Source organism: Phorcysia thermohydrogeniphila, assembly GCF_004339575.1.
In the GTDB taxonomy this organism is placed as follows: domain Bacteria; phylum Aquificota; class Aquificia; order Desulfurobacteriales; family Desulfurobacteriaceae; genus Phorcysia; species Phorcysia thermohydrogeniphila.
In genome coordinates, this window is sequence record NZ_SMFV01000003.1 from 95,225 (window position 1) to 114,459 (window position 19,235).

Genomic DNA, 19,235 nt, shown 5'->3' on the forward strand with positions numbered 1-19,235 from the left:
CCTCAGACATGTCTCCTCCTTTTTAAGTGGGTTTTGCCTCCCGAGCCATCCTCCTCCGGAAGAACCCAAAAAGGCACCCCTTCCGGAGTCCGGCCCGGTGAGTTTTTCGGAAAAGGAATAATATAGTATCCATTATGGAGCGTCAAATCCCGGAATTCTTGGAATCTTCCTCAACTTACTTGCCTTATAGTACCAGCCCCAGAGCTTTTTCAAGTAGTGTCCAACAATCGGAAGGGGTAGCATTATTGAACGCTTGTCGTTCCTGAAGACGAGAGCTCCTCCCATACTTCCCATATCCATGAGACAGAGGATGCTAAGGTGGTGAATGTAACTTTCCCTTTCTGGGTTTCCCTTTTCTTTGTTTTCTATGTTCCTTGCAACAATTCTTCCCATCACTTCTGCAAGGTGTCCCTGCTTTGCCTTCCACTTTGGCCCTTCAATGGCAGCGCTGTCGCCAATTGCCCAGACCGTTTCTTCAGTTCCCGGCACTGCACAGCTTGGCTCAATTTTTACGAACCCAGCTTCATTCAAGGGTAAGTCGGAACGTTGAAAGACAGGATGACCGTTAGTGGCAGCTATGAACATCGTCAAGTCTGACTTTAAGAAGTAATCGCCTTCAAACAAAATACCGTCCGGACGGAACTCAACTATCTTCCTGCCGAAGTGACGGCGAATACCAAAGCTGTCAAGCATCTTGTAAGCTCTTTCTGCGTTTTTCTCACCAAGTCTTATACCGGGCTTTGGCATCGGAGCAAAGAACTCAAGCTGAAATTTATCTCTAACTCCTTTCTTCTTTAAGTAAACGTGAAGGTTGAAGATGAACTCAAAGGCGGGCCCTCCTCTCACACCACTGGGGTCTTTCGGGTTTCCTCCAAATCCAGCGGCAACTATCCCCCCACCCTTTTCTATCAACTGGTCAATTCTTTCTCTTATCTTGAGGGATTCTTCTGGAGCTCCACAAATTGATAGGGTGTTCTCAACTCCCTTATGTTTAACCTTTGAACCGCCTATCGCTATAACGAGGTAGTCGTACTCCTTGACAGTTCCATCTTCAAGATAGACTTTTTTCTCCTGCGATAAAATTCTTTCAACCTTCCCGATGGTTAGTTTGAAGCCGTTAGCCCTTGCCACGTCTTCAAGGGGCATTACTACATCTTCCCAGTCGTACTCGTGAGTTGGAATCCAGATGGAAATCGGGTATATGTAGAGGTAGTCCCTGTCAGAAACTAACTCAACGTCAAAACCTTTACGGCACAGGGCAAAGGAAGCTTCTATACCACCAATCCCCCCACCCAGAACAAGAACCTTTTTACTCATCTTTCTCCCCTTAATTGGCATTTCAGAATAAAATAATAGCACATTGGAGGGCTAAATGACCAACTTGATAGAAACCAAGAGCAGGAGGAGGGCAAAAGCTTTCCTTAGGAAGTGAGCATTAACTCTGTGAAGGATGTGCACCCCCAACTTGATACCGGGAACTGCCCCCAAAGCCGCTAAGAAAACAGCAGGAAGGTAAACAAGGCCTACTTGCCAGTCCAAAACTTCCTGTGTGGGGATTGCTGCGTAAAAACAGCCTCCAAGGAAAGCGTTGAAAAAAGAAACCGCCGACGCCAGAGCAACTACTTTCTCGGCAGGTCTTCTTGAAAAGGTAAAGAGAAGGGAGTTTATGACGATGCCCCCACCTATGCCAAGCATTGAGCTGAGGAAAGCCGAAAGGTAAACGGAAAGGGGAATCAAGACTTTTTCTTTGAGCTGGAGCTTAACCTCTGCTCTACCTTTAAGTAGCTTTAAACCCGTGGCTAAAAGGATAAAAGCAAAGCCTTTCTTAAGAAGAGAGGTCGGAAGATATGTGGAAGCTATCGTTCCACACGATACCCCTAAAGCTATCCAGACAAAAGTTCCCGCCAGCTCTTTCCAGTTGAGTCTTCCTCTTAAGAAGTGAAACCCGGAGGTAAAAAGCGCAACGGAAGTTATTACGGCAAGACTTGTTCCAACAGAGAGCCTAACCGCTATATCCTCAGAAACGCCTAAGGAAGAAAAGAACCACCAGAAGAAAGGAACTAAGATAATTCCGCCACCGATTCCAAACAGGCCAGCAGCAAAGCCCGATAGAGCTCCGAAGAAAAGCAACAAACCCCATAGAAAAACTTCTTCCAAAAACTACCTCACTTCCGACTCTATCCAGTCAAGGTATGGTTTATAACCGGCCACAATAGGCACAGCTATTATTTCTGGAATCTCATAAGGATGCAAGTTCTTTATGGCCTCCTCTACTCGCTCGTAAAGCTTCTTCTTTGTTTTCGCTATGAGTATCCATTCCTGAGAGATTTCCTGTTTTCCTCTCCACCAGTACATACTCTCTATGGGACCAACAATCTGGACGCAGGCTACAAGCAGGTGGTCAAGGAGTCTCTCCCCTATGCGCTCAGCATCCCTTTTAGTCGGTAGGGTCGTTACAACTTGAATGTATTTCTCCATTTACACCTCCGACTTCTTATTCTGTATCTTTTCTGCAAATTTTAGGTTAAACAAAAATTCGCAAATGACAATACTTACAGACGGGAAACTCTTTTCCACAAAGCTAAATAGGTTAGAGCTCTCCAAACACTCTCTAACACCATAGCCCCCCACGGAACGTAAGGGGTTCTATAGAAGCTTAGGAGTAGTAAGGAAGGTATCACTCTCACAATCCAGAAACTCAGAGTATTCACTACCAAAGGTAACTGGGTTTTTCCAAGCCCCCTGATAGCTCCCGACAGGACGAATGCTATAGCTATAAGCGGCTGAGACAGAGCTATCATCCACAGGTAGCGAACAGCCCAGTAGACTACCTCCCTGTCGCCTGTGAAAAACTCCGTAAGCCATCGGGAAAACAGTCCCATAGAGAGGCCTAAGAACGTCATTATTGAAACTGCCAGAAGCAGAGTTGCCCTTACCCCCCTTTTAATCCCATCCCAGTTAACTGCACCAAAGTTCTGTCCAACTACGGTCGTCGCCACAAAGGAAAAAGCCATTCCGACAGCAAGGGAGAAAGACTCTACCCTTAATCCTATGTGAAAAGCAGCTAAGGCGGCCGTTCCACAGGTCGCGACAAGTCCAACGAAGAAGTTATAAGACAGCGTCATAACTATCTCTTCTAACCCTGCTGGAAACCCTACTTTTACGAGCTTTGAGAGATTTTCAAGCCGAATTTCTACATCCTTTAGAGGATTTATCTGCTCCTCCTTTAAGAGAAAAGGAAGGTAGAAAAAGGCTGCAAGGCTCTCTGATATAGCAACGGCCCAGCCGGCTCCCTCCACACCTAAAGCGGGAAACCCTAAAAGGCCGTAGATAAGAACTAAGGAAAGGGCAACGTTGAGAATACTTACAAAAAGCGTAGCGAAAAAGATAACTCTTGTCTTTCCAAGGCCGTTAAAACCTGCGTTAATTGCGTTAGTTATAAAGACAAGTGGAAGGAGAAGAAGTATTGGCCGGAGGTATTCTAAGGCAACGTCTATCACTCTATCGGGGGTTGAAAAGGAGGTAAGGAATAGGCGGAGGAGCTCCTCTCCCCAAAGGGTTACAGGGAGGGATATCACTATTGAGAGAATGAAGCCGGCAAGCAGGATGCTACCTCCCCTCTTTCCAGCCCCTACTACTTGCGCAACAAGGACGTTTACGCCGGTGTAGACAACTTCCGTAGTTGCGTAAATGAGCCACAGGAGGGTTGACGCAAACCCTACCCCCGCAATAACTTCTTTACCCAGTGGAGACACTAAAAGAAGTGAAACAACGTTCTGAAAAGTGTAGAGCAGATTTGAAAGAAGGATGGGAACTGCAAGGTTTAGCACAGTCCTTAATACTTCCTTCTGAGAAGCCTCTTTTCTTATAAACCCCAAGGAGGTAGACATAGAAACCCCATGGAGAAGGTAAAGGTTGAAAGGTGGAAATTTATGGAGGATTTTAACTCTTTCTTCCCGATGCTTAGGGGAATGCTTGAGACCATTTACGGCTCTGCAGAAAAAGGACTCAGAATTTACTCTGAGCGCTACGACGCCATAAACTACTACAAAAACTACAGGGCAAGACCTCACTCCTACCTTCTCGTCGCAAAGAACGAAAAAGGGGAACCCATAGGCTTTCTCTACGCAAGGAGGAAGAAGAACCACACCTACCTATACGATATCTTCGTTAAGCCCGAATACCGGAAAAAGGGAGTTGCAAGGAAGCTAATCAGCACCTTAGAGGAGATGGCCGGAGGGCCTATTAGAGCAGATACCCACGCCGGAGCTCTCAAAGCATTCCAAAAACTCAACTTCAAGGTGCTAAAAGAGTACACAGAAGACGGAATAAAGTGGTATCTCATAGAAAAAGACCCTAACAAGGAGAAGTGATGAAGTTCGTCGGTGCACACGTTAGCACAGCGGGAGGAGTCTTTAACGCTCCCTTAAACGCCAAAAACATAGGTGCAAAGGCCTTTGCACTTTTTACAAAGAACCAGAGACAGTGGAAAGCAAAACCCCTAACAGAGGAAGCGGTAAAGAAATTCAAGAACAACCTTAAAGAGGTAGGAATCTCCCCTAAATACGTTTTACCCCACGACAGCTACTTAATAAACCTTGGACACCCTGAAGAGGAGAAGAGGAGAAAGTCCATTGAAGCCTTCGTTGACGAAGTTGAAAGGTGCTATCAACTTGGGCTTAAGTACCTCAACTTCCACCCCGGAAGTCACCTACGGAAAGTCTCTGAAAAAGAGTGCCTGCGCATCATAGCCGACTCCATAAACGAGATACTCGGCAGGACAAAAGACGTCATATTAGTCCTTGAAAACACGGCAGGTCAGGGCTCAAACGTAGGGTATAGGTTTGAACACTTGGCAGAGATTATTGAAATGGTGGAGGATAAATCAAGAATCGGCGTCTGCCTTGACACCTGCCACATGTTCGCAGCAGGCTACGACATAAGGACAGAACCGGCCTACTTAAAGACGATGGAAGAGTTTGACAGCATCGTCGGCTTTAAGTACTTAAAAGGAATGCACCTAAACGATGCAAAATCTTCATTTGGCAGTAGGGTTGATAGACACCAGTCTATCGGTAAAGGAAACATAGGTCTTGAAGCTTTCAGGCTGATAATGAACGACCCAAGACTTGATGATATTCCCTTAATCCTTGAAACCCCAGACCCTTCAATCTGGGCAGAGGAGATAAAGCTTCTCTACTCACTTGTAGAAAAGTAATCCCCTCCCAAAAAAAGCGGGAGGGGTTAATTAATGGGCTACTTAAAGGAGACTTCAAGGCCTGCGAAGAGAGCTCTACCCATAGTGTTGTAACCGTAAGCAAGCTCGTAGTCTTTGTCCGTTAGGTTAATGCCTTTAAGGTAAAAGTTAACCCTGTCGTTAAGCTGGTAGGAGGCGTAGCAGTTGTAAGTCGTAAAAGGAGATAGAGAAACGTACTGGTTAGAAGAAAAATCTTTATCTTTCCTTGAGCTATAGTGTTCTCCCCAGAAGGAGAACTTAAAGTCTCCATGTTTAATGTTGAATCCGAAAACGTAACTATCTTCTGGTCTTCTCAGAACGAAAGCATCATCCCCACTTAGTCGTTGGTGAGTATAGCTACCAAATACGTCTAACTCCCGTAAAACCTTAAAGGAAAGCTTCACCTCCATCCCTTCGGTAATTCCTTTATTTGCATTCTGATACTTTGGATCTGCCGAGCTATCATACACAATGGGATCCCAAATATGGTTCTTGAAATAATTTGCCTCAATTTCTCCTTTAACAACTAAAAGTTGCTGCTTAACTCCTAAAATCCAATTTTCACTTGTTTCAGCTCTTAAATGTGGATTTCCCAAAACAGTCTCTCCCCATGGAAAAACTGAAACAGCATATAACTGATAGGGCGATGGAGCTCTAAATCCAGTTCCGTATTGTCCCTTAAGAGTTGTTCTTGTTTGTCTGACAGTGTAAACAGTGGAAATTTTGTATGTAGTTTTCGCTCCAAATTGGCTATGAAAATCCCTTCTTAAAGCCAAAGTGGTATGCAAGTTATAGTAATTAGAATGAACTTCTCCAAAAATAGAACGTGTATAAAGGCGTCCTTCAGCCTTTATGCTTGTTCCCCACGAAGGATAGTCTCCACTAAAGTCACCAATCTCTTGTTTATAGCTAAAACCAGAAGTAAAAATCAGGCTATCCTGAAAATAATATGCTAATTGCACAGAAGCATATCTCGTAATCCCTGTGTAATCCCCCTCTCCCGAGGAATCTATGGCAGTCCTTTCCTCTTTATTATTTCCGAAATTTGCTGTTATAAGTAAGGAATCGGTCAAAGCAGAATCAACCTTAATATTTGCAAAGTAGTTATAGTAAGTAGTATATGTATCAGAGTAAGGTTCACAACCTATGAGAGCCCAAGTTGTCGGATCATACTCACATTTTGCACTATCATATTCTGCTTTACCATCCTTCAGTCTAAAGCTACCTCTTATCTTTGTAAATTCATTAAGGTTCCAACCATAACTGAACCAAGCAGTTCTGTAATTATAGCCATCGTTATCTGGATCATAAGTAAAAATTCCAGCCTTATTGTTTGTAGCACTAAAACCATTCGTTTTAAAGTTCTCTACCGAGAATAATAAGTAACCGTCATTAAACTTTAAAGAAGAAAAAACATTTTCCTTAAAAGTTTCGTACTTTCCACCCTCAAATCCAAACTTAAACTCATTTTTCTTAGGTTTTTTAGTAATAATGTTAATTACACCAGCAATAGCCTCAGAACCATAAAGGGCTCCTTGAGCTCCCTTAAGAACTTCTATTCTCTCTACGTTATTTAAGTCTATGTAGGCAAAATTAGCCTGAGAATCAACATTACTTGGATCGTTTATCGGTACTCCATCTATCATAACGAGAATATGTTTTGTTGGAAGTCCAAGCATATAAACACTTGTTGTCTGTCCAAAACCACCGTTTGAACTTATATGAATCCCCGCGACATACTTCAGAACATCTGTAATACTTGTAAAACCATACTTCTTAATCTTTTCCTCCGTAATAATCTCAACGTCATCTCCAACGTGCTCTACCGGGACTTCAACCCTTGTGGCAGTTACCTGAATTTCGGGAACTTCTCCGGCAAAAGCCGTTGTCGCTGTAAGTAACGTAGTTAGAAGAATCAGGCTCTTCCTCACTCTCTCACCTCCTCAAAAGTGGTTTTATGAAAGTTTCTCCTGAGACATGAACGACTCTAAGTTTTGTGTCATAAAGGTTCTCAAGGTTCTTAAGGAAGGTTTCTCTATCACCGTAAAAGAGGAGCTCCCCCCCTTTAAGCCCCAAAAAGACATCACAAACGTCAAGGAGAAAGTTAACGTCGTGGGCAGTTACAAGAACTATTTTTCCTCTCTCTTTAAGCTCCAGTATTATCTCGGCAAGGAGGGGTAGAACCTCTACATCAAGGAATGCAGCAGGCTCATCAAAGAGGTAAATTTCAGGGTCTATAAGCAAAAGCCTTGCTATAAAGACCTTTACCTTTTCACCACCACTTAAAAGCCTAAATGCTCTACTCCTTAAATGGAGAATACCTACCCTTTGCAGAGCTCCCTCTAAAGCCTCTCTTTCTACCCTAAAGGGGATAGAGGCTGTAAGGAGCTCCTCAACCGTGAATGGAAAGAGAACCTCTATACTCTGTGGAAGGTAATTTACGAGCTTAATCCTCTGCTTTAATGGAAGGTTTCCTATCTCTCTTCCATTCCAGTTAATACGGCCACTATAATGGTAATACCCTCCTAAGCACTTAAGGAGCGTCGTCTTTCCTGCACCGTTCTTCCCTGCAAGGCCAACGACAGTAGCGGACTCCACAGAGAAGGTGATTCCCCTGAGGATATCCTTGAAGCTAAGGTTTTTAACTTCTAACAAGAGAGAACCTCCACAGGATATAGAGGAAGGCCGGAACGCCAATAAGGGAAGCAACTACTCCAACGGGTAGAACCGTTGGGTAGATTACGTTTCTGGCAATCGCCTGTGAGAAAATGAGGAGAGCTCCTCCTGCCAAAAAGGAAACCGGTAAGAGCTCCCTGTGCACCCTAAACCCTAAGAACCTTACAGCGTGGGGAACTACTATCCCGACAAAGCCGACTATTCCCGTCTTGGCGACAAAGACAGAAACAACGGCAGAAGTCAGGGCTAAGAGGAAAACACCTTCCTTCCTGAACTGAACGCCGGAAAAGTAGGAGAGCTCCTCACCTAAGGAAAGGGCGTCAACTTCCCTTGAGAAAGGTAAAAGCAGTAAAAGAAGGGCAAGCGATAGGAGTAAGAGTAAGAAGGCCTCCTTAATGCTTACAGGAGGAATAAATCCGAGGGTAAAGTAAATCGCCTCCTGCAAAGAGAGCGTCGGAATAACGGCGTAGGCAAAGAAAACACAGGCAGAAAGGAAGGCGTTTACACCAACTCCAAAAAGTAAGACCCTGAGGCTATCGTGAAAGGCAAGGGAAACAAGAAGCAAAAGTAGGATAGTGGCCATTCCTCCCATAAGTGCAAAAATCTCCAAGTTGCCGTTCAGTACCGTGCCGAGAGTCGCCCCAAAAGCTCCTCCGGCAGAAACTCCAAGTATGTAAGGGTCTGCCAGAGGATTTCGGAGGACTCCCTGATAGATACACCCTCCCACCCCTAGGAGTCCTCCGAATGAAAGGGCTAAAAGGAGCTCCGGCAGACGAATATCAAGAAGTATCTCCCTACCACCTTCCGGTAAGTTCCAAAAAAGTAGTAAAGCCGAGCTTAAAAGGAGAGCTCCCACTAAGCCAACTATCCCCGCTTTTCGCAAAGCTTTCTCTCCAGAACTTCTAATCCTTCCAATACTTTTGGGCTTGGATGGAGAAACACGTTCGGGTCAACCTCTAAACTCTTTATCCCGAAACGGCTGAAAAAGCTCTTAGCGTCTTCCGGATCTTTTAGGGCAAGGATTACAAGTGAAGGCTTCTCGGTTAAGAAAAACTCTAAGGAGAGAGCTCCAAAGGAAACGTCAGGAATAACCTTAGCTCCTGCTCTCTCAAGTATCTCTCCCAAGTAACTCCTCTTTCCGGCTACGTACAAAGGCCTAAAGGAGATTAAAAAGGTTACTTTCTGACCACCTATACAGCTTTTAAGCCTCTCGGTTTTCTCCCTTAAGAGCTTTAAGAACTCTTCCTTTTTCTCCTTGCCGTCTTTCCCTACTAAATTCCCAACTTCCTCTATGGCCTTTTCTATATCGCTTAAGGCGACGAGCCTAAAAACGTAAACCTTTATGCCGTAAGAAGAGAGCTTTTCAAGGAGAGCTCTCGGTGTAAGCGTTGTGGCAATAACTGCATCTGGATGTAGGGAGATAATCTTCTCAAGGGAAGGGTTCACAATTCCACCAACCCGTTCAACCCTCTTAGGAACGGAACAGAATACCGTTGCTCCCTTTAACTTCTCAGAAGCCCCGACGAAAAAGACTACTTCCGTGAGGGCTGGAGAGAGAGAAACTACCCTGTCAAAACCGTAGGCTACACTGCTTAAGAGAAAAAACAAAAAAAGGACAATACTCCTCATCTTTCCTCCCTGCCCTGAACCCCCGCAGGGCAGAAAGAGAGTTCGCGCAGGCCGGTCTCCCGGCTCGCAGGGTTTTAACGGACTTTAACCTTCCCAGAAGGGGAGCTCCTCACCCGACCCTTCCAGTGGCCAAAGCCCTTTTTGTTCCCTGCTCACGGTTGCGGGGACAGCGCCGGACTTTCACCGGACTTCCCGTTCACCTGCGCGGGCGCTATTTTAGCAAATAGACAACTTAGTTATAATTTCAGACTACTCCAGCTTCAATCGCGGAGAAGAGGATGCCCAAGTTCCAGTTTGCAAGGATAGACAGACTTCCACCCTACGTGTTCGCCGTCGTAAACGACCTAAAGACCAAGCTGAGAAGGGCAGGCGAGGACATCGTTGATCTCGGAATGGGTAACCCAGACCTTCCTACGCCCCAGCACATCGTTGATAAGCTCTGTGAGGCTGCCCAGAACCCTAAGAACCACAGGTATTCACAGACAAAAGGACTCTACAGGCTAAGGGAGGCTTTAGCCCTCTGGTATAAGAGGAAGTACAACGTAGACCTTGACCCCGAAACAGAGGTCATAACTACCATAGGCTCTAAAGAAGGTCTTGCCCACTTAGCGTTAACCCTCATAAATCCCGGGGACGTTGCAATCGTTCCAAGTCCTGCTTACCCCATTCACCCTTACTCAATCATCATAGCCGGTGGAGACGTAAGGAGCGTTCCCCTCTTTACAGACGACGTCTTTGACGAGGAAGCCTTCTTTGAATCAATCGTCAAGGCCTACAAGGAGAGCTGGCCAAGGCCTAAGGTTCTCATCCTCAACTTTCCCCACAACCCGACAACTGCCTGCGTAAGCCTTAAATTCTTTGAAAAGGTCGTTGACTTTGCAAAGGAGAACAACCTGATAGTTATTCAGGACATTGCCTACGCCGAGATTTCCTTTGACGGTTACGTTCCACCGAGCATACTTCAGGTTAAGGACGCAAAAGAAGTTGCCGTTGAGTTCTACTCTCTCTCAAAAACATACTCAATGGCCGGCTGGAGGGTAGGCTTTGCAGCCGGAAATAAAGAAATCATCCACGCCCTCTACAGGATGAAGAGTTACCTTGACTACGGTATGTTCCAGCCGATACAAATCGCTGCAATTATAGCTCTAAAGGGCGACCAGTCCTGTGTTGAGGAGTACAGGAAAATCTACGAGCGCCGAAGGGACGTCCTCGTTGAGGGACTAAACAGAATCGGTTGGAAAGTTGAGAAGCCCAAATCTACAATGTTTGTCTGGGCAAAAATCCCGGAGCAGTTTCAATCAATGGGCTCTCTTGAGTTTGCAAAGATGCTCCTCCTTGACGGTAAAGTTGCCGTCTCTCCCGGTATAGGCTTTGGAGAGTACGGGGATAAGTACGTAAGGTTTGCACTCGTTGAGAACGAGCTCAGGATAAAGCAGGCCGTCAGGGGAATAAAGAGAGCCTTTGAGAAGTACGGCCTAAGGAATATTAAGGTTTAATTTTTGGAGGGGAGCTTGGAGAGCTTTAAAGTTGGAATAGTTGGCTGTGGAACTGTCGGAGGGGGAGTTGTAAAGCTCCTCCTTGAAAATGCTAAGGTGATAGAGAGGCGAATCGGCAAAAAGGTAGAAATAGCCTTTGTTGCAGATAAAGAGATTGAAAAAGTTAAGAGGCTTGGGATACCCGAAGAGAAAATCTTTGACGATGGATTTAAAGCACTTTCAAAAGAGTGCGACGTAGTTGTTGAGCTAATAGGTGGAACTACAATCGCCAAGGAAATTATCCTGAAGGCAATAGAAAAGGGAAGACACGTTGTAACAGCAAACAAAGCGCTCCTTGCAGAAAGTGGTGAGGAGCTCTTCAAAAAAGCGAGGGAAAGAGGCGTCTCTTTAAAGTTTGAGGCAAGTGTTGGGGGAGGAATTCCGGTAATAAAAGCCCTAAGGGAAGGGCTTTCAGGAAACAGGATAAAGAGGATATACGGGATAATAAACGGAACGGCCAACTACATACTTACCGAGATGACAGAAAAGGGCGTTGACTTTGAAACTGCCCTTAAAAAAGCTCAGGAGCTCGGCTACGCCGAGGCCGACCCTACCCTTGACGTTGAGGGCTTTGACGCTGCCCACAAGATAGCGATACTCTCAACCCTTTCTTTTGGCAGGTGGGTAAGAACTGAAAACGTCTTTGTCAGGGGAATCAGGGAAATTACCCCCCTTGACATAGAGCTGGCTGCAGAGTTCGGCTACAGGGTAAAGCTCCTTGCCATTTCCAAGGTCGTTGACGGAAAGCTTGAAGTTAGGGTTCATCCAACGATGATTCCAGAGGAACATATCCTCTCAAGCGTTAACGGCGTCTTTAACGCCTGCCTCATAGAGGGGGATTTTGTCGGAGAGACCCTCTACTACGGTATGGGAGCAGGTGAAAGGCCAACGGCAAGCGCCGTTGTGGCAGACATAGTTGATATAGCTATGGGTAACACCTACGACGTTCCTGAGGAGCTCTTTTCTGACGACGAAAAGCTTGAAATAAAAGCACCGGACGACTTTATTTCTTCCTTCTACTTAAGGTTTACAGCTGTTGATAGGCCGGGAGTTCTCGCAAAAATCTCCAAAGTTCTCGGTGACTACGGAATAAGCATAAAGATGGCACTTCAGAAGAGCATTAACGTTAATGGTGGCGTTCCGGTGGTTATGACTACCCACCCAGCCCCCAAGCGTAAAGTTCAGGAAGCTATAAATAGGATAGACAGCTTTGACGTTATCCTAAGTCCTACATTTGTCTGCATGATAGAGGAGCTGTAGGATGATTATCGTAGCTTTGGACTTTGATTCTGCAGAAAAAGCGTTAAATCTTGTTGACACTGTAAAGGAGTACACCCCCTACTTTAAGGTAGGGCTGGAGCTCTTTTCCCGCTGTGGAACGAGTATAGTTAAGGAGATTTCAGATAGAAGCTGTAAGGTCTTCCTTGACCTTAAGTATCACGATATACCAAACACCGTTAAGTCTGCTGCCAAAGTAGCCATTGAGGCAGGAGTCTGGATGTACAACATCCACGCCCTCGGTGGATACGAGTTCATGAAGTCTGTCGCCGAGTTTAACAGGGAGTACGCCGAAAAAATCGGAGTAAAACCTCCCCTCCTTATAGCCGTAACGGTTCTCACAAGTTTAAGCAACGAGGATTTAAGGCTTGTCGGAATTGAATCTGACGTTGACGCAGAAGTTTTAAGGCTTGCAGAACTAGCCAAAAAAGCAGGCCTTGACGGAGTAGTTTGTTCCGCAAAAGAAGTAAGGAAAATAAAGGAAAATTTAGGAGAGGACTTCATTACAGTTACTCCGGGAATAAGACCCTCTTGGGCTGCCAAGAACGACCAAAAGAGGGTAGTAACCCCAAGGGACGCCGTAAAACTTGGAACGGACTACATGGTCATAGGAAGGCCAATAACGAGAGCTCCCTCCCCCGCCGAGGCCACCAAGAGAATCCTTGATGAAATAAACAGCTTAGAGGTCTGATAGATCTATCTCCTCATCAACCACAAAGTAGCGCTTTCCGCCAAGGCGGCCGACTATGCCTTTTTGGGTTTCAAGGAGCTCCTCCCTGTAATTAATCGCCACAACCTCACCAATTACTAAATCCATAGGCGTGTCACCAATTTCAACGATTTCCTTTAACTTACACTCTAAAGCTGCCGGAATACCTTTTACTCTTGGAGGCTTAACTAAAGCAGAGGGCTCAAGTTCAATACCGAGCTCCTCTGCCTCGCTAACTTCTGGAGGAAAATCTTTACCGCTAATGTGCATCTTTTCAAGGAAGTCTTTAGAGACAACGTTAATTACAAACTCTCCGGTTTCCCTTATGTTCCTTGCTGTGTCTTTTAACTTTCCGTCCTTCCTCTTACCGATTGAGACGACAACTATCGGTGGTTTTGTTGTAACTGCATTGTAGAAAGAAAAGGGGGCAAGGTTGATTACCCCCTCCTTAGAAAGAGTCGTAATCCAAGCAATAGGCCTTGGGACAACTGTATTGAAAATGAGCTTGCTGATAAGTTTCTGTTCAGCTTTACCGACAACGGCAGTCTTTAACATTTTTCAATTACCTCCATAGCAGCCCTTAGGGAGTCTCCAAGTGAAAACTTCCTGTATCCGAGCTTGTAAAGGGCAAACTCCGTTACTTCCAGAGCCGTTAAAACGTCAAAGATGTCAACGTAACCCATGTGGGAAAGGCGGAAGATTTTTCCTTTAAGGTGCGCCTGACCTCCAGCGATTGTAACGCCAAACTCTTCTCTTGCAATTTTTACTACATCCTGACCGTTAATACCCTCTGGAGCGTAAATTGCAGTTACGCCGTTGGCAGGCCTTTCAGAGAAGAGTTTCAGTCCTATGGCCTCCACTCCTGCCCTTGTGGCCTTTGCAAGGAGCTCGTGCCTCTTAGCAACATTAGCAAGTCCTTCTTCCTCTATCATCTTGAGGGCTTCGTTTAGGGCAACGACTAAGCTCGTTCCCGTAGTGTAGGCCGTCTGTCCCTTCTTCTGGTTCTTTAATTCTTTCTTAAGGTCAAAGTAGTAGCTCCTCGTTTCTACTTCTTCAAGCCTTTTGAGAGCTCTCTCATTTAGAGATATAACGGCAAGTCCGGGAGGAGTCATCAGGGCTTTCTGAGAGCCCGTTATTGCAACGTCTATACCCCACTCGTCGGTTGGAATGTCGTAAACGCCGTAAGCAGTAATTCCGTCAGCAATAAGGAGAACGTCAGGGTAGTTCTTTAAAACCTCTCCTATTCCCTTTACATCGTGAATTGTTCCCGTTGATGTTTCACATATTTGGACTAAAACTCCCTTAACCTCTGGATTTTCTTTTATAGCCTTTTCTATATCCTCAGGGTTTACGCTCCTTCCCCACTCAACTTCAATAACAACTGGCCTTACCCCGTAAACTTCACAGAGCTCCTTCCACCTCTCACCAAACTTCCCTCCAACAACTACAACGGCGCTGTCGCCGGGCTTAAAGAGGTTTACAACAGCAGCCTCCATTGCACCGGTGCCAGAGGAGGTAAGGATGAGAACCTCTCCATCCGTTCTAAAGAGCTTCTTTAGCCTCTCCCTCGTGTCAAGGAAAATCTCCTTGAACTCTGGAGAGCGGTGATAGAGAACAGGCCTTGAGAGAGCTTCAAGAACCCTTTCGGGCACCATTGTCGGCCCGGGAGTTAAAAGTCTCTTCTTTATGGTCCTCAACTTATCCTCCAACAATTAGTTTTTAAGCGAGTATTTTAAGAAACTTCATCACTATCGTTTTTTCACCGTAGTTTGCAAAGAAGGCGGTTACTTTTGCGTTCTCACCCTGTCCCTCAACCCTCCTTACTACACCTTTACCAAACTTCTGGTGGAACACAATCTTTGGTTTCCTTTCCTTTTTGGGCAAGGTAACTGCAACGGGAGACTCCTTTTTGACAGTTCCTTTCCTCTTTACCTCTTTTACAAGGTGTGAGGGAATTTCTGAAAGGAAACGGGACTCCTTTACATCTTTCAGACTTCCAAAGACCCTTCTTTTCTTAGCTCGGGAAAGAATTAGGAGCTCCATCGCCCTCGTTATCGCTACGTAGAAGAGTCTCCTCTCTTCCTCTACCTCCTCGGTAGTGTCTAAACTCTTCACATGAGGGAAAAGTCCCTCCTCAAGTCCCGTTATAAAGACTATCGGGAACTCAAGGCCCTTAGAGGCGTGAACGGTCATAAGGGTAACTTTCTCACCCTCTTTTAGCTCATCTTGGTCTGAAGAGAGGGTTATTGTGTTTAGGAACTCAAGGTAGAGCCCCTCGCCCGTCAGCTTTTCCCTTTCTGCAAACTCCTGCAGGGTATTACCGAGCTCTCTCACGTTCTCCATTCTGGATTCCCAATCTTCGGGGTGCTCTTTCCTCAAAAACTCTTCATAGCCGGTAGCTACAACTATAAACTTAATGAGGTCGTAAGGGGGCAAGGTGTGAACCTTTTCTTTAATGTTCTCTACCGTTGAAAGGAGGTCTGAAACTGCCCTTCTCTGTTTTTCGGAAACCCTTTCTTTTAAGAGCTCTAAAGCTTTGATGTTACTCTTCTCACTCTGGAGAATAGCCCTTAACTCCCTCTCAACGGCCGTTCCAAGGCCCCTCCTTGGAGTGTTTAAGATTCTAAAGAGGGAAATCGTGTCAGTCTCAAAGAGGGCAACCCTCAAGTAGGCAATTACGTCCTTTATCTCTTTCCTCTCGTAGAACTTCACGCCACCGACAATCTGGTAGGAGATACCTTCCCTCCTTAAGGCGTCCTCAAGAACCCGCGACTGGGAGTTTGTCCTGTAAAAAACAGCAATATCTGAAGGCTTTTTTCCCTTCTTTATGAGTTGCTTGATAGTTGAGGCAACGAACTTTGCCTCTTCCGTGTCTGTCTCTGCCGTGAAGACCCTTATCAGCTCGCCTTTGGGGTTATCTGTAAAGAGTACTTTTCCCTTCCTGAGCCTGTTGTTCTTTATGACTGCGTTGGCAGCTTCAAGGATTGTTTTCGTACAGCGATAGTTCCTCTCAAGCTTTATGATTTTTGCGTTGGGGAAGTCCCTCTCAAAGGAGAGGATGTTCTCTATGTTTGCTCCCCTCCACGTGTATATACACTGGTCCTCGTCCCCAACGACACAGATGTTACCCTTTTCCTTTGATAGAGCTCTAACTATCTCGTACTGGAGGTTGTTTGTGTCCTGATACTCGTCAACGAGAACGTAGGCAAAATAGTTGGAGTAGCGCTTTTGGAGCTCTGGGTCTTTAAGGAGCTCCCTTCCGTAGATTAGGAGGTCATCAAAATCAAGGGCGTTATTCTCCCTTAACCTCCTGTTGTAGGCCTCAAGGACATCCTTAATCCTGTCGTAGTAAACAGACATAGACTCTTCAGAGTAGAGCCCGTTCTTTATGTTGCTTATGACGGAGGCTATAGCAGAAGGGCTGTACCTTTCAGGGTCAAGGTTAAGGTCCCTAATGACTTCCCTTAAAAGCCTCCTCTTGTCGTCTGTATCCAGTATCAAAAAGTTGGGACTGTAACCTACTCTTTTGCTGTGAGCCCTTAAAAGCCTTACGCAGAAAGAGTGAAAGGTTGCAACAAAGACAGGAGCCTCCTGTCCAACTAATTTCTCAACCCTCTCCTTCATCTCCCTTGCCGCCTTGTTAGTGAAGGTAACGGCAAGGATTCTCTCCGGTCTGACCTTAAGCTCCTTGACCATGTAGGCAATCTTGTACGTAATAACTCTCGTTTTTCCAGAACCAGCACCAGCTAAGATTAAAAGGGGAGAGTCAAAATAAAGAACCGCTTCTTTCTGCTCCGTATTCAAAGTTTCAAGGAGTCCTTCCAATGCCATCACTCCTTTTAGATTTTTTATACCTTCCTTCTATTGATACAGCCTTTTGAAGGCTATAATTTAGCTCATTAGTAAAGAAGTAAAAACCAGCTATAAGGTTCGCATCGGATAAATCTTTCAACAAGGAGGAACCCGCTGATATACTTTCATAATAACTTGGAGGGTAATAGAGGACCAAACTACAATCAGGGAGGGCAAGGGTGTGAAAGTTAAGATTCTCTCTTCAACAAATCCTGTGCTCCAGTTAGCCTTTGAAGAGATAGCAAGAAGATTAGAAAGAAAACCCGACTTTGCCTTTATATCGGTTTCTCCTCTTTACCCAGCTCAGGACGTTCCTTACTGCATAGAGAAAATCTTAGGCCTTGAAAGGGGAAAATACGTAGGTTTCAGTGCAGTAGATGCCTTTGAGAATACCAAAATAATAGCAGGCGGAATTGTTGCCTGTTTCTTCTGGTTTGAAGGGAAAGGAAGAGTTAAACAGTACCACTTTCCAAGCATAGACAAGCGCTTAGCAAACCAAGAACTTTTAAAGGAAGTAACAGAACTCTTTGCAAGTCAATCAAACAGCCTCAATATCGTTATTGCAGACTACATACATGGGCTGTTCCCGCTGTTCTTCAGAAAGGTTGGTACCTACCTTGATAGAGAAGGCGTAAAAACATCCAATATATGCGGAGGTATCGTCTCTACTGTTATAGATAACGAAAGACTTCCCGGCTACATATTTGCTGAAGGAGAAGTACTAAAAAATAGCTTTTCAGTTGTTAGCTTTGAAAACGTAAAGTTTGAGATGGGCTTATCCACGGGAATCTTTAAGAGAGGTCCCATATACACAATAACCTCAGGTAAAGGCTTTTTCATATACGAGCTTGATAACAAACCCGCAGGTTTCCTCCCTCAAGCCCTTTTAAGGGGAATTGAAAAAAGGAAAAAGGAATACCTCTGGTACACTCCCCTCGTTATTATGAACGAGGAGGGGGAACTATTAGCACTAAGGACCTTCAAAAACTTTACCGATAGGTACGTAGAGGTTTGGGCTCCAGTAGAAAAAGGACAAAAAGTCAAGTTAGCTATCGTAATCCCCGACGAGATACTAAGAGACACGGAAATTGTGGCTAAGTCCGTCAAAGAAAAAATAGGCTTTGCGGAACTGGTTATTAACTTTTCCTGCACTGCACGACAGTACACCTTAGAAGACCGAGCCCACGAGGAAGTTGAAATCTACGGCAAAATACTAAACGCCCCCATTTTTGGTTTTTTCACCCACGGTGAAATAGCTTTAGGAATTGACGGAAAGAAACTGAAGTTACACAACCAGACCTCTGTTGTAGTAGCTATCAGGGAGGAAAAATGAGAGACAACATTAAACTGAGAATATTTATTAACTACTTGGACGAACTTACGAGGAAGTATGATGAGATTTTTTCCCTAAAAGAGCAATTAATGAAGGAACTCCAAGAGAGAGCCACTTATGACCTTCTAACAGGCCTCTACAACCGTTACGCCCTTTTTGATTTTCTGGAAAGGGAGCTCCAGAGGCTCAAGAGAAAGGGAAAGGGCAAAATATACGTAGTCTTTCTTGACTTAGACAACTTCAAGGTCGTTAACGATACATTCGGACACAGAAAGGGGGATGAAATTTTAAAAGCAGTGGCGGAGCTCCTGAAGGAGAACTTCCGCAAGTACGATATCGTCTCCCGCTTCGGAGGGGATGAATTTGTCATTGTTATCAGCGATGAAAACGGTTCTTGCGAGATAAACACTCTCCTTTCTAGGGTGAGGAAACTAATAGAAGAAGAATTTTCCCCCTATTCCCTCTCTGTTAGCTATGGAGTTGCTGTTGCCCCAGATGAAGGAACTGATGCCTACCAGCTGATACAGCTGGCAGACAGCAGAATGTACGAGATGAAAAATGGAAAGAAGGGGAAGACCCCCCCGACTATTTGTTAAGGGCAGCAAATATCTTCTCTATCTTGTCCTTGAGAGTTTCTGCCGTAAACGGCTTAACAATATAGTTGTTGACACCAGCCTTAATGGCCATTAGGACGTTTTCCTTCTTAGCTTCAGCAGTAACCATCAAAATCGGCAAGTGCTTTAGTTTTTCATCTTTCCTTATTTCCTGAACGAGCTCTATTCCAGTCATGTTGGGCATATTCCAATCTGTAATGACAAGCTGATATTTATCAGGATTCCTCCTGAGTATCTCAAGAGCTTGCTTACCGTCCTCGGCCTCGTCAACGTTCTTGTAACCGAGCTGGGCAAGAAGCGTCTTAAGTATTTTCCTCATCGCTGCCATATCATCAACGATGAGGATATTGATGTCACTGTTAGGCATCGCCAT

Annotated in this window: 19 protein-coding genes and 1 riboswitch; of the genes, 7 read left to right on the forward strand and 12 right to left on the reverse strand. The window is 45.1% G+C overall.

Annotated features, from left to right (window positions below; translation table 11 throughout):
• Positions 1-132: 132 nt before the first annotated feature.
• The 4 genes from CLV27_RS04805 to CLV27_RS04820 all read right to left on the reverse strand — a co-directional run bounded on the left by CLV27_RS04805 (position 133) and on the right by CLV27_RS04820 (position 3,890).
• Positions 133-1,317 (reverse strand): NAD(P)/FAD-dependent oxidoreductase, encoded by a 1,185-nt coding sequence (locus CLV27_RS04805; protein ID WP_132526367.1) that lies wholly within the window; start codon positions 1,315-1,317, stop codon positions 133-135.
• Between the two features lie 51 nt (positions 1,318-1,368).
• Positions 1,369-2,157, reverse strand: a complete 789-nt coding sequence (locus CLV27_RS04810) for a sulfite exporter TauE/SafE family protein (RefSeq protein ID WP_243644879.1) — start codon at positions 2,155-2,157, stop codon at positions 1,369-1,371.
• A gap of 3 nt (positions 2,158-2,160) precedes the next feature.
• Positions 2,161-2,478 (reverse strand): divalent-cation tolerance protein CutA, encoded by a 318-nt coding sequence (gene cutA / locus CLV27_RS04815; RefSeq protein ID WP_132526369.1) that lies wholly within the window; start codon positions 2,476-2,478, stop codon positions 2,161-2,163.
• 74 nt (positions 2,479-2,552) lie between these two features.
• A complete protein-coding gene (locus CLV27_RS04820) occupies positions 2,553-3,890 on the reverse strand; it encodes an MATE family efflux transporter (protein ID WP_132526371.1) in 1,338 nt (445 codons plus the stop codon).
• A 9-nt stretch (positions 3,891-3,899) separates the two neighbouring features.
• On the opposite strand from CLV27_RS04820, the gene CLV27_RS04825 reads away from it, so the two are divergent.
• Together CLV27_RS04825 and nfo are read left to right on the forward strand one after the other, a co-directional pair.
• Positions 3,900-4,373, forward strand: a complete 474-nt coding sequence (locus CLV27_RS04825; protein WP_132526373.1) for a GNAT family N-acetyltransferase — start codon at positions 3,900-3,902, stop codon at positions 4,371-4,373.
• The gene (nfo, locus tag CLV27_RS04830; RefSeq protein ID WP_132526375.1) at positions 4,373-5,218 is read left to right on the forward strand and encodes a deoxyribonuclease IV; all 846 of its coding nucleotides are present in this window, start codon (positions 4,373-4,375) and stop codon (positions 5,216-5,218) included. Before CLV27_RS04825 ends, nfo begins: the two co-directional genes overlap by 1 nt.
• A 38-nt stretch (positions 5,219-5,256) precedes the next feature.
• Here the strand turns inward: nfo and CLV27_RS04835 are convergent, their stop codons facing one another.
• From CLV27_RS04835 to CLV27_RS04850, 4 genes are read right to left on the reverse strand one after another with little or no spacing between them, the layout of a single operon-like run.
• Entirely contained in the window at positions 5,257-7,167 is a 1,911-nt protein-coding gene (locus CLV27_RS04835; RefSeq protein WP_132526377.1) for a TonB-dependent receptor plug domain-containing protein, read from the reverse strand.
• A 4-nt stretch (positions 7,168-7,171) separates the two neighbouring features.
• Positions 7,172-7,891 (reverse strand): ABC transporter ATP-binding protein, encoded by a 720-nt coding sequence (locus tag CLV27_RS04840; protein ID WP_165863685.1) that lies wholly within the window; start codon positions 7,889-7,891, stop codon positions 7,172-7,174.
• Complete coding sequence (locus CLV27_RS04845; protein WP_165863686.1) at positions 7,878-8,795, reverse strand: FecCD family ABC transporter permease; 918 nt, start codon at positions 8,793-8,795, stop codon at positions 7,878-7,880. The genes CLV27_RS04840 and CLV27_RS04845 overlap by 14 nt, the downstream gene beginning before the upstream one ends.
• Positions 8,777-9,541, reverse strand: a complete 765-nt coding sequence (locus CLV27_RS04850; protein WP_132526383.1) for an ABC transporter substrate-binding protein — start codon at positions 9,539-9,541, stop codon at positions 8,777-8,779. Before CLV27_RS04850 ends, CLV27_RS04845 begins: the two co-directional genes overlap by 19 nt.
• 32 nt (positions 9,542-9,573) lie before the next feature.
• Positions 9,574-9,760: riboswitch (cobalamin riboswitch) on the reverse strand.
• A gap of 59 nt (positions 9,761-9,819) precedes the next feature.
• Between CLV27_RS04850 and CLV27_RS04855 the strand changes: the two genes are divergently transcribed.
• From CLV27_RS04855 to pyrF, 3 genes are read left to right on the forward strand one after another with little or no spacing between them, the layout of a single operon-like run.
• Positions 9,820-11,037, forward strand: a complete 1,218-nt coding sequence (locus tag CLV27_RS04855; RefSeq protein ID WP_132526385.1) for an aminotransferase class I/II-fold pyridoxal phosphate-dependent enzyme — start codon at positions 9,820-9,822, stop codon at positions 11,035-11,037.
• Positions 11,038-11,052: 15 nt separating this feature from the next.
• Positions 11,053-12,336 carry a homoserine dehydrogenase gene (locus tag CLV27_RS04860; RefSeq protein WP_132526387.1) on the forward strand — a complete coding sequence of 428 codons (1,284 nt, stop codon included), beginning with the start codon at positions 11,053-11,055 and terminating at the stop codon, positions 12,334-12,336.
• A 1-nt stretch (position 12,337) separates the two neighbouring features.
• Positions 12,338-13,045, forward strand: coding sequence for an orotidine-5'-phosphate decarboxylase (gene pyrF / locus CLV27_RS04865; RefSeq protein WP_132526389.1), 708 nt, complete (start codon positions 12,338-12,340; stop codon positions 13,043-13,045).
• On the opposite strand, the gene CLV27_RS04870 is transcribed toward pyrF, so the two are convergent.
• Genes CLV27_RS04870 through CLV27_RS04880 form a run of 3 tightly spaced genes read right to left on the reverse strand, consistent with a single transcriptional unit; the run spans position 13,034 to position 16,894 of the window.
• Positions 13,034-13,618: a flavin reductase family protein gene (locus CLV27_RS04870; protein WP_132526391.1), complete on the reverse strand. Its 585-nt coding sequence runs from the start codon at positions 13,616-13,618 to the stop codon at positions 13,034-13,036. The two genes, pyrF and CLV27_RS04870, sit on opposite strands and share 12 nt — an antisense overlap.
• Entirely contained in the window at positions 13,612-14,760 is a 1,149-nt protein-coding gene (locus CLV27_RS04875; protein WP_132526393.1) for a pyridoxal-phosphate-dependent aminotransferase family protein, read from the reverse strand. The genes CLV27_RS04870 and CLV27_RS04875 overlap by 7 nt, the downstream gene beginning before the upstream one ends.
• A 22-nt stretch (positions 14,761-14,782) precedes the next feature.
• Positions 14,783-16,894: an ATP-dependent helicase gene (locus CLV27_RS04880; protein ID WP_243644880.1), complete on the reverse strand. Its 2,112-nt coding sequence runs from the start codon at positions 16,892-16,894 to the stop codon at positions 14,783-14,785.
• 202 nt (positions 16,895-17,096) lie between these two features.
• Between CLV27_RS04880 and CLV27_RS04885 the strand changes: the two genes are divergently transcribed.
• On the forward strand, positions 17,097-18,248 hold the full coding sequence (locus CLV27_RS04885) for an FIST C-terminal domain-containing protein (RefSeq protein ID WP_132526395.1): 1,152 nt from the start codon (positions 17,097-17,099) through the stop codon (positions 18,246-18,248).
• On the forward strand, positions 18,245-18,844 hold the full coding sequence (locus CLV27_RS04890; protein WP_132526397.1) for a GGDEF domain-containing protein: 600 nt from the start codon (positions 18,245-18,247) through the stop codon (positions 18,842-18,844). Before CLV27_RS04885 ends, CLV27_RS04890 begins: the two co-directional genes overlap by 4 nt.
• On the opposite strand, the gene CLV27_RS04895 is transcribed toward CLV27_RS04890, so the two are convergent.
• Positions 18,834-19,235 (reverse strand): response regulator, encoded by a 402-nt coding sequence (locus CLV27_RS04895; RefSeq protein ID WP_132526399.1) that lies wholly within the window; start codon positions 19,233-19,235, stop codon positions 18,834-18,836. The genes CLV27_RS04890 and CLV27_RS04895 overlap by 11 nt on opposite strands.